Raw genomic sequence first — 18,791 nt, 5'->3', positions numbered from 1 at the left:
ATTTAAAAATGCACAAGGCTTTTGGTGAATCCCTAATTGATTCCATGTCCACTGCTCGAAAATTTCTTCCAAAGTCCCTGCACCGCCAGGTAATGCAATAAAACCATCTGCCAATTCAGCCATCTTGGTTTTTCGTTCATGCATATCTTTCACAACATATAGTTCGCTAAGTTCAGCATGCGCAAGCTCACGATCAACCAAAGCTTCAGGAATAACACCAATCACTTTTCCACCTGCTTCAAGCACACTATTGGCAACCACACCCATTAAGCCAGAACGACCACCACCATACACAAGGGTCAAACCTTGTTCAGCAATTATTTGACCTGTTGCTTGAGTGATTTGTTCATAAACCACATCATTACCGAGAGAAGAACCGCAAAAAACACATATAGAATTCATACAATTAAAACCGTTTTTATATAACTGTCATGCTGATAAAGTAGGCTGTGTAACAAGATTTTTTAGAAATTAACGTTTAGGCAAGTGTTTTTCGTTTCATCCTTGTCTAAAATACACGCTGGTTTTCGGTACAATGCTGAAAATCTCACATTGGCTGCGCGAGGAAAAAAGACATGCTTGAAGCCTTTTATGCCACAGAGCGCGGTAGTCTAGAAGATGCAACAATCAATGGGAGTTTTGATCTCCACCCTGAATTGGTTTGGATTGATCTAATTGCTCCATCTCAAGAAGAACAACAGTGGGTATTTGATGCTTACGAGCGAAACCTACCCACCTTAAAGTCACTTGAAGACATTTCCTCATCCGCACGATTTTACCGTGATGATGATGGTATCTTGCATATCAGTACATATTTTTTAACAAAGAATAAAAATTATCAGGTAGATGGTGAAACTGACGACTCATCACATATGCTTGCAATGGTACAAACCGTCTCATTTATTTTGCATAAAGACCGTTTATTTACCATGCGTGGTGAGAAGCTCGTCGCTTTCCGTGCATTCCGTGCCCGTGCGCGTCGCAATGACTATGATATGGACTATAAAGATCCGACGTGGATCTTATTAGGGTTACTAGAAGCAAAGCTTGATGAACTTGCGGATATCTTAGAAGATATCCACAAAGACTTAGAAAGATACTCCACAGAAGTACTCAATAATCATCATCGTGAAAAGATCTTAGATCTAGATGACATGATTACACGCCTAGCACAACAAGAAGATATGCTTGGAAAAGCACAATTATGTTTGATTGATTTGCGTCGAGTTCTTACTTTTTTATCTCGCCCGCGTGCATTAGGCAGTCATATTTATGATGCCGACATTCGAGAATTAAGTGAGGATGTCCGTTCACTGGTCGAACATGATGCATTCTTATTCCAGAAAGTCCGCTTCTTACTGGATACCACATCAGGCTTCATTAACACCGAACAAAATGACACGATTCGTCGATTCTCGATTTTACCCAGTATGCTTGCACCACCGATGTTGATTGCTAGCATTTACGGGATGAATACCGATGTATTGCCGTTTGCTCATGGCAGTCTGAGTTTCTGGATCGTCACTGCTATTTTGATGGCGTTTTTGGTCCTCCCAATGGTGTACTTCCGCTGGAAGAAATGGATTTAATGTTTTTATATCTAGAATATTTTGGCTAACGTCAAAATATTCTAACCCTTTTATGATAAATCAAATGCGACAAGATCTTTTTTATTTTCAATAAAATAATCAATTAAAGCATCATGTCCTTTAGTTTTCCATTGCTGATATTCTTTCGTGCTTAAGAAAACAACAAGAATAAAATTATAATTTACCTCATTAATTTCGAGTTGAGTGGGTAAAAAATTTAAAATATTCGATGTAATAATTGGCAATAAGATTATTCCTCTTACATCATTTTCGATAAGGCGAGTGTCATCAAACAACTGGACACAACCAATACCTATTCGCTCATGTCCTTCAATATCTTCAAGTGTTGCAAATAACTGCCTGATTAAACTAGCATCGCCATCAGAAACCGTAATATAAATATTATGTGTATTTGTAGGTATTGAAAAAATAACATGTAAATTTACATCATCACGCAATGTGCTTACAGCTTGATGTCTTTTTGTCCCATCCTCTTTTTCAAAATAATAAATATTACAATCATCATTAAATATGTCATTACTGATTACCATATTGACTATTGTTGAACGTATTCTTTCCATATCAGATACATATCCCATTTCTACCCCAAAACAAAAAAAAGAGAGTTAGGTAACTCTCTTTTCTCGATGAATAAGATGATATCAAATCAATTTCAAATCATCTTGTAGATGGCAAGCTTGGATGACTTTCAGCATTTTCTCAGACACATTTTTAAAATGCAGCCCTTTATTTTCAGGTGTCTGACGCAGCCATTGCACCAAAACAGCCAAAGATAAAGTATTGCCCTGCTCAAGCTGACCTAAATCAACAACCAAAGGAAAATTTTGATGCTGTTGAATATGTTTTAAGCCTGCTTGATAGACCTGTTCCGCATTTTGAAAATCAATTGTTTTCGACACAATTAATTGCTGATCAATATATTGGATCACCCATCACCACCTTACTTTTTACTAGCCGCAGCATCAGCATCTGGTTTAAAGGTCGCAATCGCTTTATCAATATTTCCACCATTACGCTGAACTGTAGCAGCAAACTGGTTACGGAATTGTAAGCCTAGATCAATACCAGAAACATTGATATTACGCACTTTCCATTGATCCCCTTTGTCCGTTAATTGGAATGACACAGGGATCTTCTCGCCATTATGCATAAAGTCTAAAGTCACCACAGGATTTTTGCTGTTAGTCGACTTAAACGGACGCATTGTATAACTTTCATTAGTATATTTCGCGAAAGCACCGCCATAGTTTTCGATAATCACTTCACGGAAGTTTTTCTCAAACTGAGCACGTTGTGCAGCATTCGTGTATTGGTTATTTGCATAAGTACCCAATACGATACGAGTAAATGCTTGCGAATCTACATATGGATCAAGATTTTGACGGATAATCGTTCTGACCAAAGCTGGATTGTTTTGCAACTTCGGTTTATCAGCTTTCAAACGAGTAATTAAGCCATCTGCAACGCGTTTTACGAAATCAGGTGGGGTCTCTTTTGGCGCTGCAAAAGCGGCACTCGCAAGCATTGTCGATAATACGCTTGCTGTCAGTGTCTGTTTCAATAATGTATTCACTTCAATCTCCTAACCTGAATTACTCAACAAACGAAGGTTCTGCATCATCCGTAGCAGGTTGAGAAGCTGAACTTTCTGTTGATGAGCTTGATGTGGATTTACCCGCACCGCCAGTAATAAATTTACTGATTAAATCTTCTAAATCCATTGTGCCTTGAGTGTTTGAAACGACGTCACCACGTTTCAAGTAGTTGACACCACCACCTGGTACGACTTTCAAATATTTTTCACCCAATAAGCCATTGGTTGCTACCATTATATAAGCATCTTCGTCCAGACTCGTGATGGAGGTCATGTTACCGATCAGTTGCTGTTCCATTTCTTTTTGTTTCGCAGCATCAGCTTGTTGATAATCAGAGCTATAGCGTAATTCCTCAAGTGCATTCTTCTGAACTTCTTTTAACTGCTCAGCATTAAAGCTCGTTAACTTACCATCCAATTCGAATTTCACAGTCGCTAAACGTGTGATTGGATCTAATGTAATAGATTCAACACGACCAATCGTTACACCACTCATCGTAACTTTTGCACGTGGTTTTAAACCATTCACATTGTCAAACTGCGCTGTCATGCTGTAGCTATCACGTAAATTTGTGCCAACTAAACCACTGACTTTCATTGCAAGAAAAAATAGAGCGATACCGAAGATAATGACAAAAATACCTACGGCCAGCTCACTAGTACGTGATTTCATTAAATCCCTCCGAACATGACCGCAGTCAACACGAAATCAAAACCTAATACACAAAGTGAAGAATACACGACCGTTCTCGTCATCGACGTCGCAATACCTTCTGGAGTTGGATCGCAGGCATAACCTTGATATACCGCTACCCATGTACAAATCAATGCGAACACTACGCTTTTGATAATGCCATTAACAACATCATGTCCAAATTGCACACTACTTTGCATTCCACCCCAAAATGAACCTTCGTCCACTCCGAGGAAATCAACACCAACTAATTTTCCACCGACAATACCAATTGCAGCAAAAATGACAGTCAGCATCGGTAAACTTACAATACCTGCCCATAAACGTGGTGAAACGATTTGCTTTAACGGATCAACACCAATCATTTCCATACTGGCAAGCTGTTCGCTCTGTTTCATCGAACCGATTTCAGCAGTAAGCGCCGAACCAGCACGTCCTGCAAATAATAATGCAGCGACTACAGGTGCAAGCTCACGAAGTAATGTCAAAGACACCATCGTCCCTAACATTGCTTCACTACCGACATTCACCAAAATCGAATAGCCTTGTAAACCCAGTACCAAACCAATGAATAAACCAGAGACAGAGATAATCAATAATGACATCACTCCGACACGGTACATTTGGTAGATAAAACGCTGAAATCCGCCTTTGGATGGCATTGAAAATAAAATCTGAATCAACATTAGTGACGCTGCACCAATGCCTTTTACCCGCTCAATAACGAGTCTACCTAACCAGGCAATCGTATTCATGGACGAACCTCGTTATCTAAATAAGCTTGATGAGTAAATTGATATTCGACAGGTCCTTCAGCTGAGCCTGTTAAAAATTGGCGCACAAATGGTGAAGCATGATTTTCTAATTGTTCAGGTGTACCTTCACCCTGAATTTTACCTTCAGCAACAACATAAATATAATCAGCAATCGATAAGGTCTCTGCCACATCGTGCGATACGATAATCGTTGTTAAATCTAATGCTTCACGTAAAGAACGAATTAATCGAGTTAAAACACCTTTCACAATCGGGTCTTGCCCAGCAAAAGGTTCATCATACATAATCAATTCTGGATCAAGTGCAATCGCACGTGCTAAAGCAACACGACGATTCATGCCTCCAGAAAGTTCTGATGGCATTAACTGTTCTGCACCGCGTAAACCAACAGATTCAAGCTTTAAGGCAACAAGTTCTGCAATGATATGTTCAGGTAACTTCGTATGAGCTCGTATCGGAAATGCAACATTTTCATATACCGACATATCAGTAAACAGCGCACCACTTTGAAATAACATTCCCATACGCGCACGAGCAGTAAATAGCTCAGAACGAGACATCGCAGCTATATGTTTACCATCGAGTAAAACCTCACCCCGATCAGGAGTTAATTGTCCACCAATGAGTCTTAATAGTGTTGTCTTGCCTGTACCTGATGGCCCCATGATTGCAGTAATCTGACCACGTCGAATTTTGAGACAAACATCATCATAAATGACACGTTCCCCTCGATTAAAGCTCAAGTGTTTAACTTCAATTAAGGCTTCAGTATCGCGAGGAGTTTTATTATTCATAAGGGCATTCATTCCTGCACTTTTTATGCACGCATACTATACACTGAAAGATTAAGCACTTGTTTTTATTTTGATAAGAGATGTATCAAGATTATTTAATTTATGTAGTTATTCTTAGACGCTGATTCACTTGCAACATGCATCGTATTATTGGCATTAAAACTATCAGAATTGTTTTCATCGAATAATGCATATGCAAAGAATAATCCATTACATAACATGAGAATGACAAATAGACACGGTAGCCCTTCATTGCAAACGAAAAACCATGCTTGAGCAACAAAACTGTTATTTTGCTTAACATTTTTCATTTTTTATATAAAATTTGAACTAGAACACATTTTTTCCGATTCTACATGAATATCAAGTAATAAAAAAGCCAGTTTTTCAACTGGCTTCTTCATTTTATCGTTTTTTTAACGATTAGAAGTCGTTTTTACGACGACGGTCGCCACCGAAAGTTTCTTCACGTGTACCGCGTACTGGACGATCTTCACCAAATTTACGCTTAGGACGGTCTTCACCACCGAATGTACGTTTTGGACGATCTTCACCACCAAAGCTACGCTTTGGACGGTCACCGAAGCCACCTTCACGTTGAGGCGCTGGACGATCACCAAAATCACGTTTTGGACGATCACCGAAGCTTCCTTCACGACGTGGTTTATAATCTACACGATTACCACGGTTGTCATCATTCGAGTCAAAACGTGGTTTATCGTTGTAGCCGCCTTCACGACGTGGGCGATCAGAATTGAACTCGCGACGTGGGCGATCTTCACCACCAAATGTACGTTTTGGACGATCATCAAAACCACCTTCGCGGCGTGGACGATCAGAATTGAATTCGCGACGTGGACGATCTTCACCACCAAATGATGGACGTTCACCACGTGGTTTATCATCAAAGTTACGACGTGGACGGTCTTCAAAACCACCTTCACGACGTGGACGATCAGAATTGAATTCGCGACGTGGACGATCTTCACCACCAAATGATGGACGTTCACCACGTGGTTTATCATCGAAGCTACGACGTGGACGATCATCACCACCTTCACGACGTTTGAAATTGCTTTCGCCTTCAAAACGACGACCGCCACCAAAACCACCACGACCACGACCGCCGCCATCACGACCACCGCGACCACGACCACCGCCATCACGACCTGAACGTGCAGGAGGTGGAGATGGCTCTAAACCTTCAATCTCAGACACATTTAAACGTGCATCTAAATAATCTTCTAAAGCACGGATTTTGCCACGTTCACGATAAGTCGCAAGTGTAATCGCCTGACCTGTACGACCCGCACGACCTGTACGACCAATACGGTGTACATAGTCTTCATTTTTCATCGGTAAACCGAAGTTAATTACGTGAGAAATGGTTGGTACGTCTAAACCACGTGCCGCAACATCAGTTGCAACTAAGATTTTTGCACGACCTTCACGAATACTACGTAAACGACGGTTACGAACTGTTTGTGGCATAGCACCATGCAACGCAACTACAGAGTGACCTGCTTCAGCTAACTCTTCAGCAAGCATGTCTGTATCTTCTTGCGTGCTTGCAAATACAACAGCTTGATCTACTGACTCGTCAGATAACCAGTGTGTAAGTAATTTTTTCTTATGCTCAAAACCATCAGTCCAATGTAATGTTTGAGTTACATCAGTATTAGTACTGTGGCCTGTTTCGATTGCGATACGTTGTGGATCATTCATCATACGTTCAGCAAGACGAATAATACGATCAGCAAAAGTAGCAGAGAACATTAATGTTTGATTACGGTTTGCAGCTAACTCACCAATTGCTTCTAGATCTTCAGAGAAACCTAGATCAAGCATACGGTCAGCTTCATCGACGATTAAAGATTCAACTTTATCAAGTTTCAATTGACGACGATTAACCAAGTCAAGTAAACGACCTGGAGTAGCAACAATAACTTGCGCGCCTTTAAGCTGTTGAATTTGCTTACCAAAAGGCATACCACCCATAATTGCAGCAATACGAACACCTTTCATATGACGTACAAATGCAATCGCATCTTGGCTTACTTGTTGAGCCAATTCACGCGTTGGGCATAAAACTAAAATACTTGGTTGGGTAATCGCTTTCATGCGCTCTTTAAATGGCACGAAAGTTTCTTGACCAGTTAAAGCGTTTAATGTTGGGAGTAAAAATGCTGCTGTCTTACCAGAACCAGTCTGGCTAGAAACTAATAGATCTTTTCCTTCTAACGCAGCTGGAATCGCTTGTTCTTGCACAGGAGTTGGACTAGTAAAACCTAAACCTTCTAGGGCTTGTTGTAAGGTTTCGTGCAAAGAAAATTCGGCAAAAGTTTTGCTCATAGAGAGTTTCACCCTAATGGGTGCTCCATTTTAATAAATACAAAAAATAGACATCGGCAAAAAGCGGCAAAGCGACTCAAGCTGAAAATATATGAAATTCAGCGGCAATCCGGATAACGACGATGTGGACTAACGCACGCTTGATTACTGCCTCAACCTGAAGAATCGCTAAGCGATTTGGGCGCAAGATGTGGTCCTCTCTATGGACAGCGTGCGCATAATATGAATAGAACTGAATGTTCAGGTAATGAACTGGAATTTAAGTGCGTGGGCGGATTATAGCAGAATAATTTTAAAAGTCACCCTTTTTAATAGGTTTTTCTACTGGATCACCTTTATTATTTGTATCTGACCGATTAAAGAAGATGAAATTATAAAAATAACTCCTTCATTATTATCAGATCATAATAAAAAACCCTCATATTATTGAGGGTTTTTTAATCTAAAATTTATTTTGCAGCTTCGCTCCATGCTGGAACTACTGCTTGCATTAGTGGTTTTAACATTTTCATTGAGCAAGCAATGACTTGACCATTTTCCATTGAATCATTACCACCACGAGCATCAACAACCACACCGCCCGCTTCTTTAACAATTAACTCGCCTGCAGCGATATCCCATGGTTTTAAACCTAATTCAAAGAAACCATCAAAACGACCCGCAGCAACATATGCCAAATCTAAAGCTGCTGAACCTGCACGACGAATTTGAGCGCCAGATTTTGTGACTGCCAATAACGAAGCAAAGTGTTGCTCTGCATAAGAAACAATTTCACCATTACGCTTCGCGCGATAAGGATGACCGACTGCTAGGAATGTTTTATCTAAAGTATCTTTGACATTCGCACGAATACGACGTTGATTCATCACTGCGCCACGACCACGACTAGCTGAAAATAACTCATCACGTACTGGATCATAGATCACACCGTGTTGTGTCACGCCTTTGTGTTGTACAGCGATAGAAATACAAAAGTGAGGGAAACCATTGATAAAGTTTTGAGTACCATCTAAAGGATCAATCACCCAACACCAATCAGCGTCGTGACCTTTACCTTCTTGCATACCAAACTCTTCACCTAGGAAACTATGATTTTTATAGCTTTTGCGAAGTGTATCTATTGTAAGTTGTTCCAAATAACGATCAACACGTGTTACTGGACCATCAATGCCTTTTTCTTCAACTTGTAAATCGAGTTTATGACGATTTTGATGTGCCTTTAAAAGCTCTTGACCAACTGTTTGAGCCGCACGCGCAGCCATAACCACCATAGGTTCCATTGAACACCCACTACAAATTTGAAGATTTTGACAAAGAATAATGCATAAAAGCCCTTACATTCTATCAAATATAAGGGCTTTTAGGGGAAAAATGTTTACGAAAAATTATTTCCGTTTTTTATCTAAAACCAAGCACGTTCAATTGAAGCTAAAATCCCATGCGCATCCAAACCACAATCGGCGAGCATTTGTTGATGTGTAGCTTGATGTAAAAACTCATCTGGCAAACCCAAATTCAGGATTGGCTTTACGATTTTTGCTTGTGCGAGGAATTCATTTACTGCACTTCCCGCACCTGCCATCACGGCATGTTCTTCAACAGTTACGAAAAGCTGAGTTCGTTCAGCAAGTGTTCGTATCATTTGTTCATCCAATGGCTTCACAAAACGCATATTTACCACACGCACACCTATTGCATGCTTATTCGCAAATTGTTGCGCTGCTTCGACTGAAGCTGCCACTCGACTCCCGAAAGCCAAAATACTGATCTGCTGATCTGTATCCAAATTAAATTCTGCAACGATTTCAGCTTTACCAATTTCTAAAGCAGTCATTTGTTGTTGAATTTCTACACCTGTTCCAGCCCCACGCGGATAACGAACTGCTGTTGGACCTTTATAATGATATGCAGTGTGTAGCATTTGACGACATTCATTTTCGTCTTTTGGCGCCATAATCACCATATTAGGTACAGTACGCATATAGGCATAATCGTATGCACCTGCATGCGTTGGACCATCTTCGCCAACCAAACCAGCACGATCAATACCAAAGGTGACATCTAAATTTTGCAATGCCACATCATGAATCAACTGATCGTAGCCACGTTGCAAGAAGGTTGAATAAATCGCGACAACAGGCTTTAAACCTTCACACGCCATACCCGCTGCTAAAGTGACTGCATGCTGTTCAGCAATCGCAACATCAAAAAAGCGTTCAGGGTATTGCTGTGCAAACTTCACCATGCCAGAACCTTCACACATTGCAGGTGTGATCGCTAATAAACGTGCATCTTGTGCAGCTTCGTCACATAACCACTGTCCAAATACATCTGAATATTTAGGTGGTGATTTTTTAACTGGTGCCGAAGCAGTAGGTGTAATCTTAGTAATGGCATGATAGGTAATCGGATCTGCTTCTGCTGGAGCGAAACCTTTACCTTTTTTAGTGTAAACGTGAACTAATCGCGGACCTTTGCGTTTTTTTAATGCGTGGAAGACTTGAGCAAGTTGTTCAACATTGTGCCCATCAAAAGGTCCGAAATAGTCAAAACCAATCGCTTTAAATAAGTTATCAGCTGCATCTGTTGCAGATTGATGCAAACGCGAATTGTATGTCCATTTTGGATGTGGCTGAACATAAGCTTCGCCCTGTTCATTTACATTGACCAATTGACCAGTTTCCCAAATCGCAGCGAGATGTTTTGCAAAACCACCCGTGCTGCATGAGATCGACATATCATTATCGTTCAATACCACGATAAGATCAGCATTATGTGCAACAGCATCATTCATGGCTTCAAAAGCCATCCCTGCTGTCATTGCACCATCACCGATAATCGCAACAACTTCGCAAGGCTTTTGCTGATAACGGCGAGCGAGTGCCATCCCTAATCCAGCAGAAATTGCTGTTGAAGAATGTCCTACACCGAAAGTATCAAAATTAGATTCATCACGTGCTGGAAATGCAGCTAAACCACCTTTACTACGAATTGTGGTAATACGTTCTCGACGCCCAGTCAGGACTTTGTGTGGATATGCTTGATGCCCTACATCCCAAACTAAACGATCATCTGGTGTATTGAAACAGTAGTGCAAAGCAACTGTCAGTTCAATCACACCTAAATTTGCGCCAAAGTGACCACCACTTTGTCCTGCTGCATACAAAATATATTGACGCAACTCATCTGCCACTTGAGGGAGTTGGCTTTGCTCGAGCTGACGTAATTGCTCAGGATGATCGATTTCATCCAACAATGGCGTAACAGGGCGTTGAGTTGGAATTTCGGTATACAACATAATGTGGCAAAGCCTTTTTAAGCCTGGCAAATCCGAAGCTGGGTTAAATGGGGGTGATCATACAATTAAACATGATGCACCTTCAATCAGCCACATGTGCGAATGATGTAGTGCTGAACATTCTCTTGCATACATTTACAGTATAGCCATCAGATTATCCTGAATTATGTCACTGTTTATCAACTATTATTATGTGCTTTGTATGAAAAAGAAAAACTTGTGTGAAAAATCAGACATTCTAATTCACGCAATCTTCACACATTAGGCTATACTTTGACAGTTTTTCTGATAATAGTGAATAAATCTGTGCCGATTGAATTTATTGCAACATCAAAGCTACCAACTGCTTTCGGTGACTTCAATATTTCCGTGTTTCAAGACCCAAAGACGGGTGAAGAACATGTGGCGCTTTCTAAAGGTTTAGAAACTCCACCAAATACTCCTGTTTTAGTTCGTATTCACTCAGAGTGTCTTACGGGCGACGCTTTTGCCTCACTGAAATGTGACTGTGGTCCTCAACTGCAAGCAACCCAACGTTTGATCAATGAAGCAGGTCAAGGTGTCATCCTTTATTTACGTCAAGAAGGTCGTGGCATTGGATTGACCAATAAAATCCGAGCTTATGCACTTCAAGATCAAGGGCATGATACTGTTGATGCTAATCTTCTGTTGAATCTTCCTGCTGATGCACGTCGTTATGATATGTGCAGTATTATGCTCGATCATCTCCAAGTCAAAAAGGTTAAGTTGATTACTAACAATCCTCTAAAATTTAAAGCACTCACCGATCTTGGTATTAATGTTGTTGAACGTGTACCACTTACTGTTGGAAAAAATCCGTTCAATGAGCAATATTTAAAGACCAAACGTGAGCGTATGGATCATCTCTATCAAAATGATGACTTCTGATTCACGTTCTTAAACGTTTAAAAATAAAGCAATCAAGGGATTTTTAATCAGAATGATTAAAAATCCCTTATTTTTTTTATGGTTTTATGTTTTGATGTTACTAATATATAGATCACCTCAAGAGGATCATCATGCAGCATCCAACTTCAGCTGATATTCAACGTGTTCGTGAATTTTTACTTGATCTACAAGCACGAATTTGCGCAGGTTTAGAACAACAGGAACGTGCAGGCGGTGGAACCGCTGAGTTTATCATTGATGATTGGGAGAGAACCGAAGGCGGTGGTGGTCGCTCTCGAGTTCTACAAAATGGTGAAGTTATTGAAAAAGGTGGGGTAATGTTTTCCCACATTAACATCAGCAAACTACCTGCTTCAGCGACAGAACGTCATCCACAGATTGCTGGTGCAAAAGCACAAGCCTTGGGAGTTTCATTAGTTATTCATCCTAAAAATCCTAATATTCCAACCTCACATGCCAATGTTCGTTTATTTGTAGCCGAACCTGAAGGTCAAGATCCTGTTTGGTGGTTTGGTGGTGGCTTCGATCTGACACCTTTTTATCCAGATGATCAAGATATTCAAAATTGGCATCAAACCGCTTATGACTTATGCAAGCCTTTTGGTGAAAATGTTTATGCAGAACATAAACAATGGTGTGATGATTATTTTTATTTAAAGCATCGTGATGAACAACGCGGCGTAGGTGGGCTGTTCTTTGATGATCTCAATCAGTGGGATTTCGAAACTTGTTTTAAATATATGCAAGCCGTTGGAAATGGATACTTAGAGGCGATCTTACCTATTTTTGAAAAGCATCGTGAGCAACCCTATACAGAAGCGCAACGTGAGTTCCAACTTTATCGTCGTGGGCGTTATGTAGAATATAATTTGGTTTATGACCGTGGCACTTTGTTCGGCTTACAAACTGGTGGGCGTATTGAGTCAATTCTAGTAAGTTTACCGAATCTAGCAGGTTGGTCGTATCGCCCAGAATGGGATGCTGACTCGCAAGAGAAACGACTTACAGACTATTATTTAAAACCAAGAGATTGGTTAGGTTTAACAAAATAATCCCTACTCTACATCCCTGTTTTTATAAATCAGGGATGTATTTTATTTGTACATTCATTTAAGTTCTAAATATAAAGATCTCAGTGTTCTTGATAGGGTTATGAATTAAATCTGATCTAAAATTTTGCATCAATGACTTACTCAAACTTTGAGGCTGTTTGATCAAAGTAATCAATAACTGTAAAAATTGTCCGTGTGACAATCACTACGATGATTAATATTTGCAATGCTTTCGGCATGTCTAACAAGAAAGATACTCATAACATAATTTGTATAAATCTCAGCAAAATTCAGTCTTATCTGAACATGTTCTGAAAATTAAATCAGCCTGTCATATGGTGCGAGATGTAAATCAATATTGCGGCACACCATGTATCTTTAATAAACTTTGACCACCGCAATCAAGCTGATGACTCATGACGAAACAATTTGCTGTTATTGGAAATCCAATTGAACAATCCCGCTCACCAGAATTGCATCATGCTTTTGCAGCAAAAACCGGCGTTGATTTAAATTATAAAAAAATTCTTGCTCCGCTAGATGGTTTCGAGTCCGCAGTTAAAGCGTTCTTCGATCAAAATGGTGTTGGCATGAATGTCACTGTGCCTTTTAAAGAGCAGGCCTTTGCGTTATGTGACCAACTCACTGAACGTGCCAAGATTGCCAAAGCAGTCAATACTTTATGGATGCAAGACGGTCAACTATACGGTGATAATACCGATGGGCAAGGTTTAGTTGCGGCAATACAAGCTTTGAATTGGAACTTAGCAAATAGCCATATTTTGATTTTGGGTGCGGGTGGCGCAACACGCGGTGTGATTTATCCTCTGGTTCAAGCTGGTGCAAAACAAATCGTGATTGCCAACCGTACATTAGCCCGTGCAGAACAATTGGTTGAAGATTTAAAAACGGCTGTGCCCGATACTGAGCTACATGCAATCAGCCTAGATCAACTGACAGGTGAGTTTGACATCGTCATTAATGCGACTTCGGCAAGTTTAACGGGTGAAGCTTTGCAATTACCCCAAACACTTATTTTTCATCATGCCTACGAAATGGCATACGGAAAACCATCAAGTTTCCTTGATCAAGCCCTTATGAGACAAGTCCCCTCTACAGATGGATTCGGCATGCTAGTGGGGCAAGCCATTGAAGCTTTCTCTATTTGGAATGGCGTGAAACCTGAATTAAAAGATTTCTTATAAATCAAACCATAAAAAGAACCTGCATGATGCAGGTTCTTTTTTAACTGAATTATTTTGTGCTTATCATTTTCTGATAAACATCTTTGAAGATTTCATAATCAATAAATTCATTATGTTCAATTTTCAGTGCCTTCAATGATTTATCAGAAAGCTGATTTTTACGTGCGTCTATATATACTTGCCCCAGCACATTCGCTGTTTGCTCCAACAAGCTTTTTTCTTCGTCAGAAATACCATTGGTTTGTTCAAATTGGATTTGATATTGTTTCGCAAACAATTGCTGTGGTTGCTTATATTGAGCTTTTAGCTTTTTCCATTGCTGACGATCTAGGTCACCACGCATTGCATCCGTCACTAAACGATTTACGGCTTGACCCAACTTATCATCAAACTGATCTTCTTGCTCCAAATGGTGTTTTTTCTGTAAGCTTTCGATCTGTTTCAGAGCCTTACCTTCAGGACTATATACCTCTTCATCTGAGAACCAATAAGCATAGACACTTGCGACTTCTTGTAACTCTTGAGAAGTGTAACGTTTCGCAAGACTTGGATTACTCTCAACCAATTTAGCAATAAACACCGCTTTGTAGGTTTGTTCATATGACTGTGTAGCATCGTAACGCTGCTCAGCAATTACTTTGAGCTGATCATCCAAAGATAATGTATAAGGCTGTGCTGAGCGCTCTTGAATGCCTGTTTGACCTAATTTTTCAGAGAAACTGCCGATCGCTTGTTCAAGGATAGAACCCTTACTTGCTTCCGCCCATGTTTTAGCTTGCTTTAACTGAGCTTGATCAATCGGGGTTGCTTTACCGTAATTTGTCACCAGCATATCTGCTTTGATATTAAAGCTCGACTTCAGCTCAGGCAGTGCATAATTTAAGTCATAATCAAGTTTGACTGCACGCCCTTGTGCATCCAAGCCAACATCCATCACGAAAGGATTACGCTTTTCAACAGGTGGTAATGCTTTTTGAATGTCTGCTTGATGCTTCAGCCAAAGTGCTTTAAAGCCCTGATCATCAATAAATTGATTTTGATCGTATTGAACAAACTCTTTTTCAACTGCGACCAATTTTTCAATATAAGACAAGAAACCCGATGGCGTTTTCTGCTCACCCAAAACATCGACATCGTACATGGTTTGACAATACTGAATATCACCAAAATTTGTTTTGGCAGCATTTTGTAATGCCGTACATTGCTCGCCTGTTAGCACATGTTCTGTCGCGGTGGCAGACTCTGCAACGGCATCAGCCTCTTCTGAAATATCTTCAGCTTCTTGAGCCACATCCTCTGCTGCGACTTTGGTTGCATCTGCCTCGTCAGTATATTCATCCTCTGGCTCTTCTACTCCAAAGTGTTGATTCACTAAACGATACAACTCTTGACTCACCACACTCGCATCATCAGCTGCTGCCTTTGAATTTAATAAAGTGCCACTTTGTTCAGCCTTTGAAGCAGTGTCTGTTTTGTCTTGCTCTGAAATCAATTTTTCAAGATTTTGCTCATCAAACTTCAAAATACTTTGCATTAAGTATTTTTCATTCACTTTGCTATATAGATTCGCTTGCAGAACCAGCTCTTCAATTGTGGTTTTTAAACGAATTTTCTCTACCACACCCGCAGCTTGATCAGCAGAACTCACCGACAAAGTTTGGATACTGTTTGGATCAGCTAAACGATAGTAAATAGCACTCGATGCTTTGATGTATTCTGCAAATTTCTTGTAATCGACTTGTTTAAACAAGCCTTGGTATTTTGAAAAATCTAAATACGCTAAATTGTTCTGATTTTCTTTATTCACCAAGTATGGCATCAATGCAAAATAATTGATGTAGAACTTGTAGTTATTTAAATCCAAAACCATCGGAACTTTCGCTTGAACCAATAAGGTTGGTTTTTCATAACGAGCAGTGAGGTTAAACGAGCCCATCTTTTGTCGATAATGCACAGATCCATCATACTCAAATTGCATATCATTTAAGATGTTAGCCATTACTCGAGCAAATTTATCAAACTTGCTATTGCCCAAACCTTTCGGTTGCTCTGCCAAAGCTTTATACAGTGCTTGTTTTTGTTTTGCATCCAAATTGACTTTTTGCTCGCGCAGATATTGATCAACCTTTTGTTTCAAAGCAGCATCTAAAACATCTTTCTGTTGATCTGCTTCAGCTTTATGCTGATCAAGGTCAACATGAATATTAAATTTCCCCCGATAGTCGTAGCTCGGATATTCGTACATCGCATTGATGCTATTTATTGCTTTTTGCTCTAAACTAGAAGAGCTTGAATTGGTTTTAATGACATGCTGAGAACAACCTGAAATACTAAGACCAAACAAACATAATGTTAAATATTTTAAACGCATAGCTTTATCAAACACCTTTATATCGTTATATTTTCAATTACTAAATGGATCATTTTCATATTCAAAACGAGTCTAAAACTTTAGCAGAAAATTGAATTTTCAACTAAGTGTTTTTAGCCTTAATTAGCTTTTCTGACAGTCTTTTCCACAGTGTTTATCAATGTATTTTTATCACCGCTATGAATAATCAAAGTACTGATACAGATAATCCACAACGATTCAAATACAGGATTAAGATTATGCCAGCTTATAAAGCCCCACTCCGTGATATTCGCTTCTTAATGAATGAAGTGTTCGATTATCCAGCACATTACCAAACTTTGACAAGTGGTCAAAATGCTGATGCTGATACAGTTGACATGATTCTTGAAGGTGCGGCTGATTACTGCGAAAACGTACTTTCTCCAATCAACCAGTCTGGCGACGAAGAAGGTTGTACTTTTAACAACGGCGAAGTAACTACTCCTAAAGGCTTCAAAGAAGCATACGACCAATTCGTAATGGGTGGTTGGCAAGGTCTTTCTTATCCAGAAGAGTTTGGTGGCCAAGGCTTACCAATGTCTTTAAACCTTATCAAATCAGAAATGATGGGTACTGCGAACTGGTCGTTCACAATGTATCCTGGTTTAAGTACAGGTTGTATGAACACCATCATGCAATTCGGTACTGATGAGCAAAAAAATACATATATGCCTAAACTCGTTGAAGGTACTTGGTCTGGCACAATGTGCTTAACTGAGCCTCAATGTGGTACTGACTTAGGTCAAGTAAAAACTAAAGCAGAAGCTGCTGCTGACGGTACTTACAAAATCTCTGGTACAAAAATCTTCATCTCTGCAGGTGAGCATGATTTAACAGAGAATATCATCCACATCGTACTTGCACGTCTTCCAGATTCACCTGCTGGTACTCGTGGTATTTCGTTATTCATCGTACCTAAGTTCATCCCAACTGCTGATGGTGGTGTAGGTGAGCGTAACACGGTTTCTTGTGGTTCGATCGAACACAAAATGGGTATCCGTGCTTCAGCAACTGCTGTATTGAACTTTGATAACGCAACTGGTTACTTAATCGGCGAAATCAACAAAGGTTTACATGCCATGTTTACCTTCATGAACACTGCACGTATTGGTACAGCTGTTCAAGGTATCGCACACGCTGAACTTTCTTTCCAAGGTGCTTTACCTTATGCGAAAGACCGTATGTCTATGCGTGCACTTTCTGGTAAAAAAGAGCCAGAGCGTGTTGCTGATGCGATCATTCACCACGCAGACGTTCGCCGCATGCTTTTAACTCAAAAAGCTGTAGCTGAAGGTGGTCGTGCAATGATTTATCACGCTGCCAAACTTGCAGATAAAATGGCTGATGCGCTGGCAAGTGGTGATCAAGCTGCTTATGAAGTTGCCGATGACAAACTTGGTTTCTATACTCCAATTCTTAAAGGTTTCTTGACTGAATTAGGTTTGGAAGCTGCAAACCATGGTATCCAAGTATATGGCGGTCATGGTTTCATCAAAGAATGGGGCATGGAACAAATCGCACGTGATGCACGTATCTCAACATTGTATGAAGGTACAACGGGTGTCCAAGCACTTGACTTATTAGGTCGTAAAGTGCTTTTAAGCTCAAAAGGTAAAGTTGTTCGTGACTATACTGCTGAAATCTTAAAATTCTGTGCTGCACATGCTCGCAACAAGTATTTACGTCGTTTCGCTTGGGACTTAACGAAGCTTTGCGCTCAATGGAATACATTAACTGTTCGCATCATGCTTGCAGCGCGTAAAGACCGTGACATCGTATCTTCTGCTTCTAATGATTTCTTGATGTTCTCTGGTTATGTAATGATGGCTTACTTCTGGGCTCAACAAGCTGTAATCGCTTCTGAAAAATTAGAAGCTGGTAACGGTGCTGAAACTCCAGAATTCTATAAAACAAAAATCAAAGTTGCAGATTTCTACTTTGACCGTTTATTGCCACGTGCTCAAGGTCATGCAGAATCAATGGTATCGACTTCTCGTACATTGACTTCTCTTGCACCAGAACACTTCAGCTTCGATTACTAATCGGAACTATAAAAAAAGAGCGCTCTAGGCGCTCTTTTTTATGCTTTACTTT

Annotated in this window: 16 protein-coding genes and 1 pseudogene; 5 read left to right on the top strand and 12 right to left on the bottom strand. The window is 40.0% G+C overall.

Features of this window, described 5'->3' with window-relative positions; genetic code table 11:
* Window positions 1–402, bottom strand: a 402-nt coding sequence (locus tag IRT38_RS05000; RefSeq protein WP_194597108.1) for a TIGR00730 family Rossman fold protein, incomplete at its 3' end; no start/stop codon positions are given.
* A gap of 173 nt (window positions 403–575) precedes the next feature.
* Here IRT38_RS05000 and IRT38_RS04995 point away from each other — a divergent pair.
* On the top strand, window positions 576–1,589 hold the full coding sequence (locus IRT38_RS04995; protein WP_194597107.1) for a CorA family divalent cation transporter: 1,014 nt from the start codon (window positions 576–578) through the stop codon (window positions 1,587–1,589).
* 50 nt (window positions 1,590–1,639) lie between these two features.
* On the opposite strand, the gene IRT38_RS04990 is transcribed toward IRT38_RS04995, so the two are convergent.
* The 9 genes from IRT38_RS04990 to dxs form a co-directional block, all read right to left on the bottom strand.
* On the bottom strand, window positions 1,640–2,188 hold the full coding sequence (locus IRT38_RS04990) for a hypothetical protein (protein WP_194597106.1): 549 nt from the start codon (window positions 2,186–2,188) through the stop codon (window positions 1,640–1,642).
* A 63-nt stretch (window positions 2,189–2,251) separates the two neighbouring features.
* Window positions 2,252–2,539: a lipid asymmetry maintenance protein MlaB gene (locus IRT38_RS04985; RefSeq protein ID WP_194597105.1), complete on the bottom strand. Its 288-nt coding sequence runs from the start codon at window positions 2,537–2,539 to the stop codon at window positions 2,252–2,254.
* Window positions 2,540–2,550: 11 nt separating this feature from the next.
* Window positions 2,551–3,183 (bottom strand): phospholipid-binding protein MlaC, encoded by a 633-nt coding sequence (locus IRT38_RS04980; protein WP_194597104.1) that lies wholly within the window; start codon window positions 3,181–3,183, stop codon window positions 2,551–2,553.
* Between the two features lie 19 nt (window positions 3,184–3,202).
* Window positions 3,203–3,877 carry an outer membrane lipid asymmetry maintenance protein MlaD gene (locus IRT38_RS04975; protein ID WP_004909422.1) on the bottom strand — a complete coding sequence of 225 codons (675 nt, stop codon included), beginning with the start codon at window positions 3,875–3,877 and terminating at the stop codon, window positions 3,203–3,205.
* Window positions 3,877–4,653, bottom strand: coding sequence for a lipid asymmetry maintenance ABC transporter permease subunit MlaE (gene mlaE / locus IRT38_RS04970; protein ID WP_004909424.1), 777 nt, complete (start codon window positions 4,651–4,653; stop codon window positions 3,877–3,879). Before mlaE ends, IRT38_RS04975 begins: the two co-directional genes overlap by 1 nt.
* The gene (locus IRT38_RS04965; protein WP_194597103.1) at window positions 4,650–5,468 is read right to left on the bottom strand and encodes an ABC transporter ATP-binding protein; all 819 of its coding nucleotides are present in this window, start codon (window positions 5,466–5,468) and stop codon (window positions 4,650–4,652) included. The genes mlaE and IRT38_RS04965 overlap by 4 nt, the downstream gene beginning before the upstream one ends.
* 423 nt (window positions 5,469–5,891) lie before the next feature.
* Complete coding sequence (locus IRT38_RS04960) at window positions 5,892–7,820, bottom strand: DEAD/DEAH box helicase (protein WP_004964392.1); 1,929 nt, start codon at window positions 7,818–7,820, stop codon at window positions 5,892–5,894.
* 449 nt (window positions 7,821–8,269) lie between these two features.
* A complete protein-coding gene (locus IRT38_RS04955; protein ID WP_004951734.1) occupies window positions 8,270–9,100 on the bottom strand; it encodes an inositol monophosphatase family protein in 831 nt (276 codons plus the stop codon).
* Between the two features lie 122 nt (window positions 9,101–9,222).
* The gene (gene dxs / locus IRT38_RS04950) at window positions 9,223–11,118 is read right to left on the bottom strand and encodes a 1-deoxy-D-xylulose-5-phosphate synthase (protein ID WP_194597102.1); all 1,896 of its coding nucleotides are present in this window, start codon (window positions 11,116–11,118) and stop codon (window positions 9,223–9,225) included.
* Window positions 11,119–11,424: 306 nt separating this feature from the next.
* Here dxs and ribA point away from each other — a divergent pair, with 306 nt between their 5' ends.
* A complete protein-coding gene (gene ribA / locus IRT38_RS04945; RefSeq protein ID WP_194597101.1) occupies window positions 11,425–12,027 on the top strand; it encodes a GTP cyclohydrolase II in 603 nt (200 codons plus the stop codon).
* A 131-nt stretch (window positions 12,028–12,158) separates the two neighbouring features.
* Window positions 12,159–13,100, top strand: a complete 942-nt coding sequence (gene hemF, locus IRT38_RS04940) for an oxygen-dependent coproporphyrinogen oxidase (protein WP_194597100.1) — start codon at window positions 12,159–12,161, stop codon at window positions 13,098–13,100.
* 58 nt (window positions 13,101–13,158) lie between these two features.
* On the opposite strand, the pseudogene IRT38_RS17520 reads toward hemF, so the two are convergent.
* Window positions 13,159–13,299: pseudogene (locus IRT38_RS17520) on the bottom strand (histidine phosphatase family protein); the annotation flags it as partial.
* 217 nt (window positions 13,300–13,516) lie between these two features.
* On the opposite strand from IRT38_RS17520, the gene aroE reads away from it, so the two are divergent.
* A complete protein-coding gene (gene aroE, locus IRT38_RS04935; protein ID WP_194597099.1) occupies window positions 13,517–14,305 on the top strand; it encodes a shikimate dehydrogenase in 789 nt (262 codons plus the stop codon).
* A gap of 49 nt (window positions 14,306–14,354) precedes the next feature.
* Here the strand turns inward: aroE and IRT38_RS04930 are convergent, their stop codons facing one another.
* Window positions 14,355–16,676: a hypothetical protein gene (locus IRT38_RS04930; RefSeq protein WP_194597098.1), complete on the bottom strand. Its 2,322-nt coding sequence runs from the start codon at window positions 16,674–16,676 to the stop codon at window positions 14,355–14,357.
* Window positions 16,677–16,915: 239 nt separating this feature from the next.
* Between IRT38_RS04930 and IRT38_RS04925 the strand changes: the two genes are divergently transcribed.
* Window positions 16,916–18,739 carry an acyl-CoA dehydrogenase C-terminal domain-containing protein gene (locus tag IRT38_RS04925; protein ID WP_194597097.1) on the top strand — a complete coding sequence of 608 codons (1,824 nt, stop codon included), beginning with the start codon at window positions 16,916–16,918 and terminating at the stop codon, window positions 18,737–18,739.
* Window positions 18,740–18,791: the final 52 nt, after the last annotated feature.

It is taken from the genome of Acinetobacter sp. SK-43 (assembly GCF_015351505.1).
In the GTDB taxonomy this organism is placed as follows: Bacteria; Pseudomonadota; Gammaproteobacteria; order Pseudomonadales; family Moraxellaceae; genus Acinetobacter; species Acinetobacter junii.
The sequence above is the reverse complement of the archived record's forward strand: the minus strand, read 5'-3'. Positions and strand labels throughout refer to the sequence as shown.

Coding starts and splice junctions, on each gene's coding strand:
- IRT38_RS04955 (WP_004951734.1), bottom strand. CDS start 9,100: ATGGAACCTATGGTGGTTATGGCTGCGCGTGCGGCTCAAACAGTTGGT.
- IRT38_RS04975 (WP_004909422.1), bottom strand. CDS start 3,877: ATGAAATCACGTACTAGTGAGCTGGCCGTAGGTATTTTTGTCATTATC.
- IRT38_RS04990 (WP_194597106.1), bottom strand. CDS start 2,188: ATGGGATATGTATCTGATATGGAAAGAATACGTTCAACAATAGTCAAT.
- IRT38_RS04960 (WP_004964392.1), bottom strand. CDS start 7,820: ATGAGCAAAACTTTTGCCGAATTTTCTTTGCACGAAACCTTACAACAA.
- dxs (WP_194597102.1), bottom strand. CDS start 11,118: ATGTTGTATACCGAAATTCCAACTCAACGCCCTGTTACGCCATTGTTG.
- IRT38_RS04925 (WP_194597097.1), top strand. CDS start 16,916: ATGCCAGCTTATAAAGCCCCACTCCGTGATATTCGCTTCTTAATGAAT.
- IRT38_RS04965 (WP_194597103.1), bottom strand. CDS start 5,468: ATGAATAATAAAACTCCTCGCGATACTGAAGCCTTAATTGAAGTTAAA.
- IRT38_RS04930 (WP_194597098.1), bottom strand. CDS start 16,676: ATGCGTTTAAAATATTTAACATTATGTTTGTTTGGTCTTAGTATTTCA.
- mlaE (WP_004909424.1), bottom strand. CDS start 4,653: ATGAATACGATTGCCTGGTTAGGTAGACTCGTTATTGAGCGGGTAAAA.
- IRT38_RS04995 (WP_194597107.1), top strand. CDS start 576: ATGCTTGAAGCCTTTTATGCCACAGAGCGCGGTAGTCTAGAAGATGCA.
- hemF (WP_194597100.1), top strand. CDS start 12,159: ATGCAGCATCCAACTTCAGCTGATATTCAACGTGTTCGTGAATTTTTA.
- aroE (WP_194597099.1), top strand. CDS start 13,517: ATGACGAAACAATTTGCTGTTATTGGAAATCCAATTGAACAATCCCGC.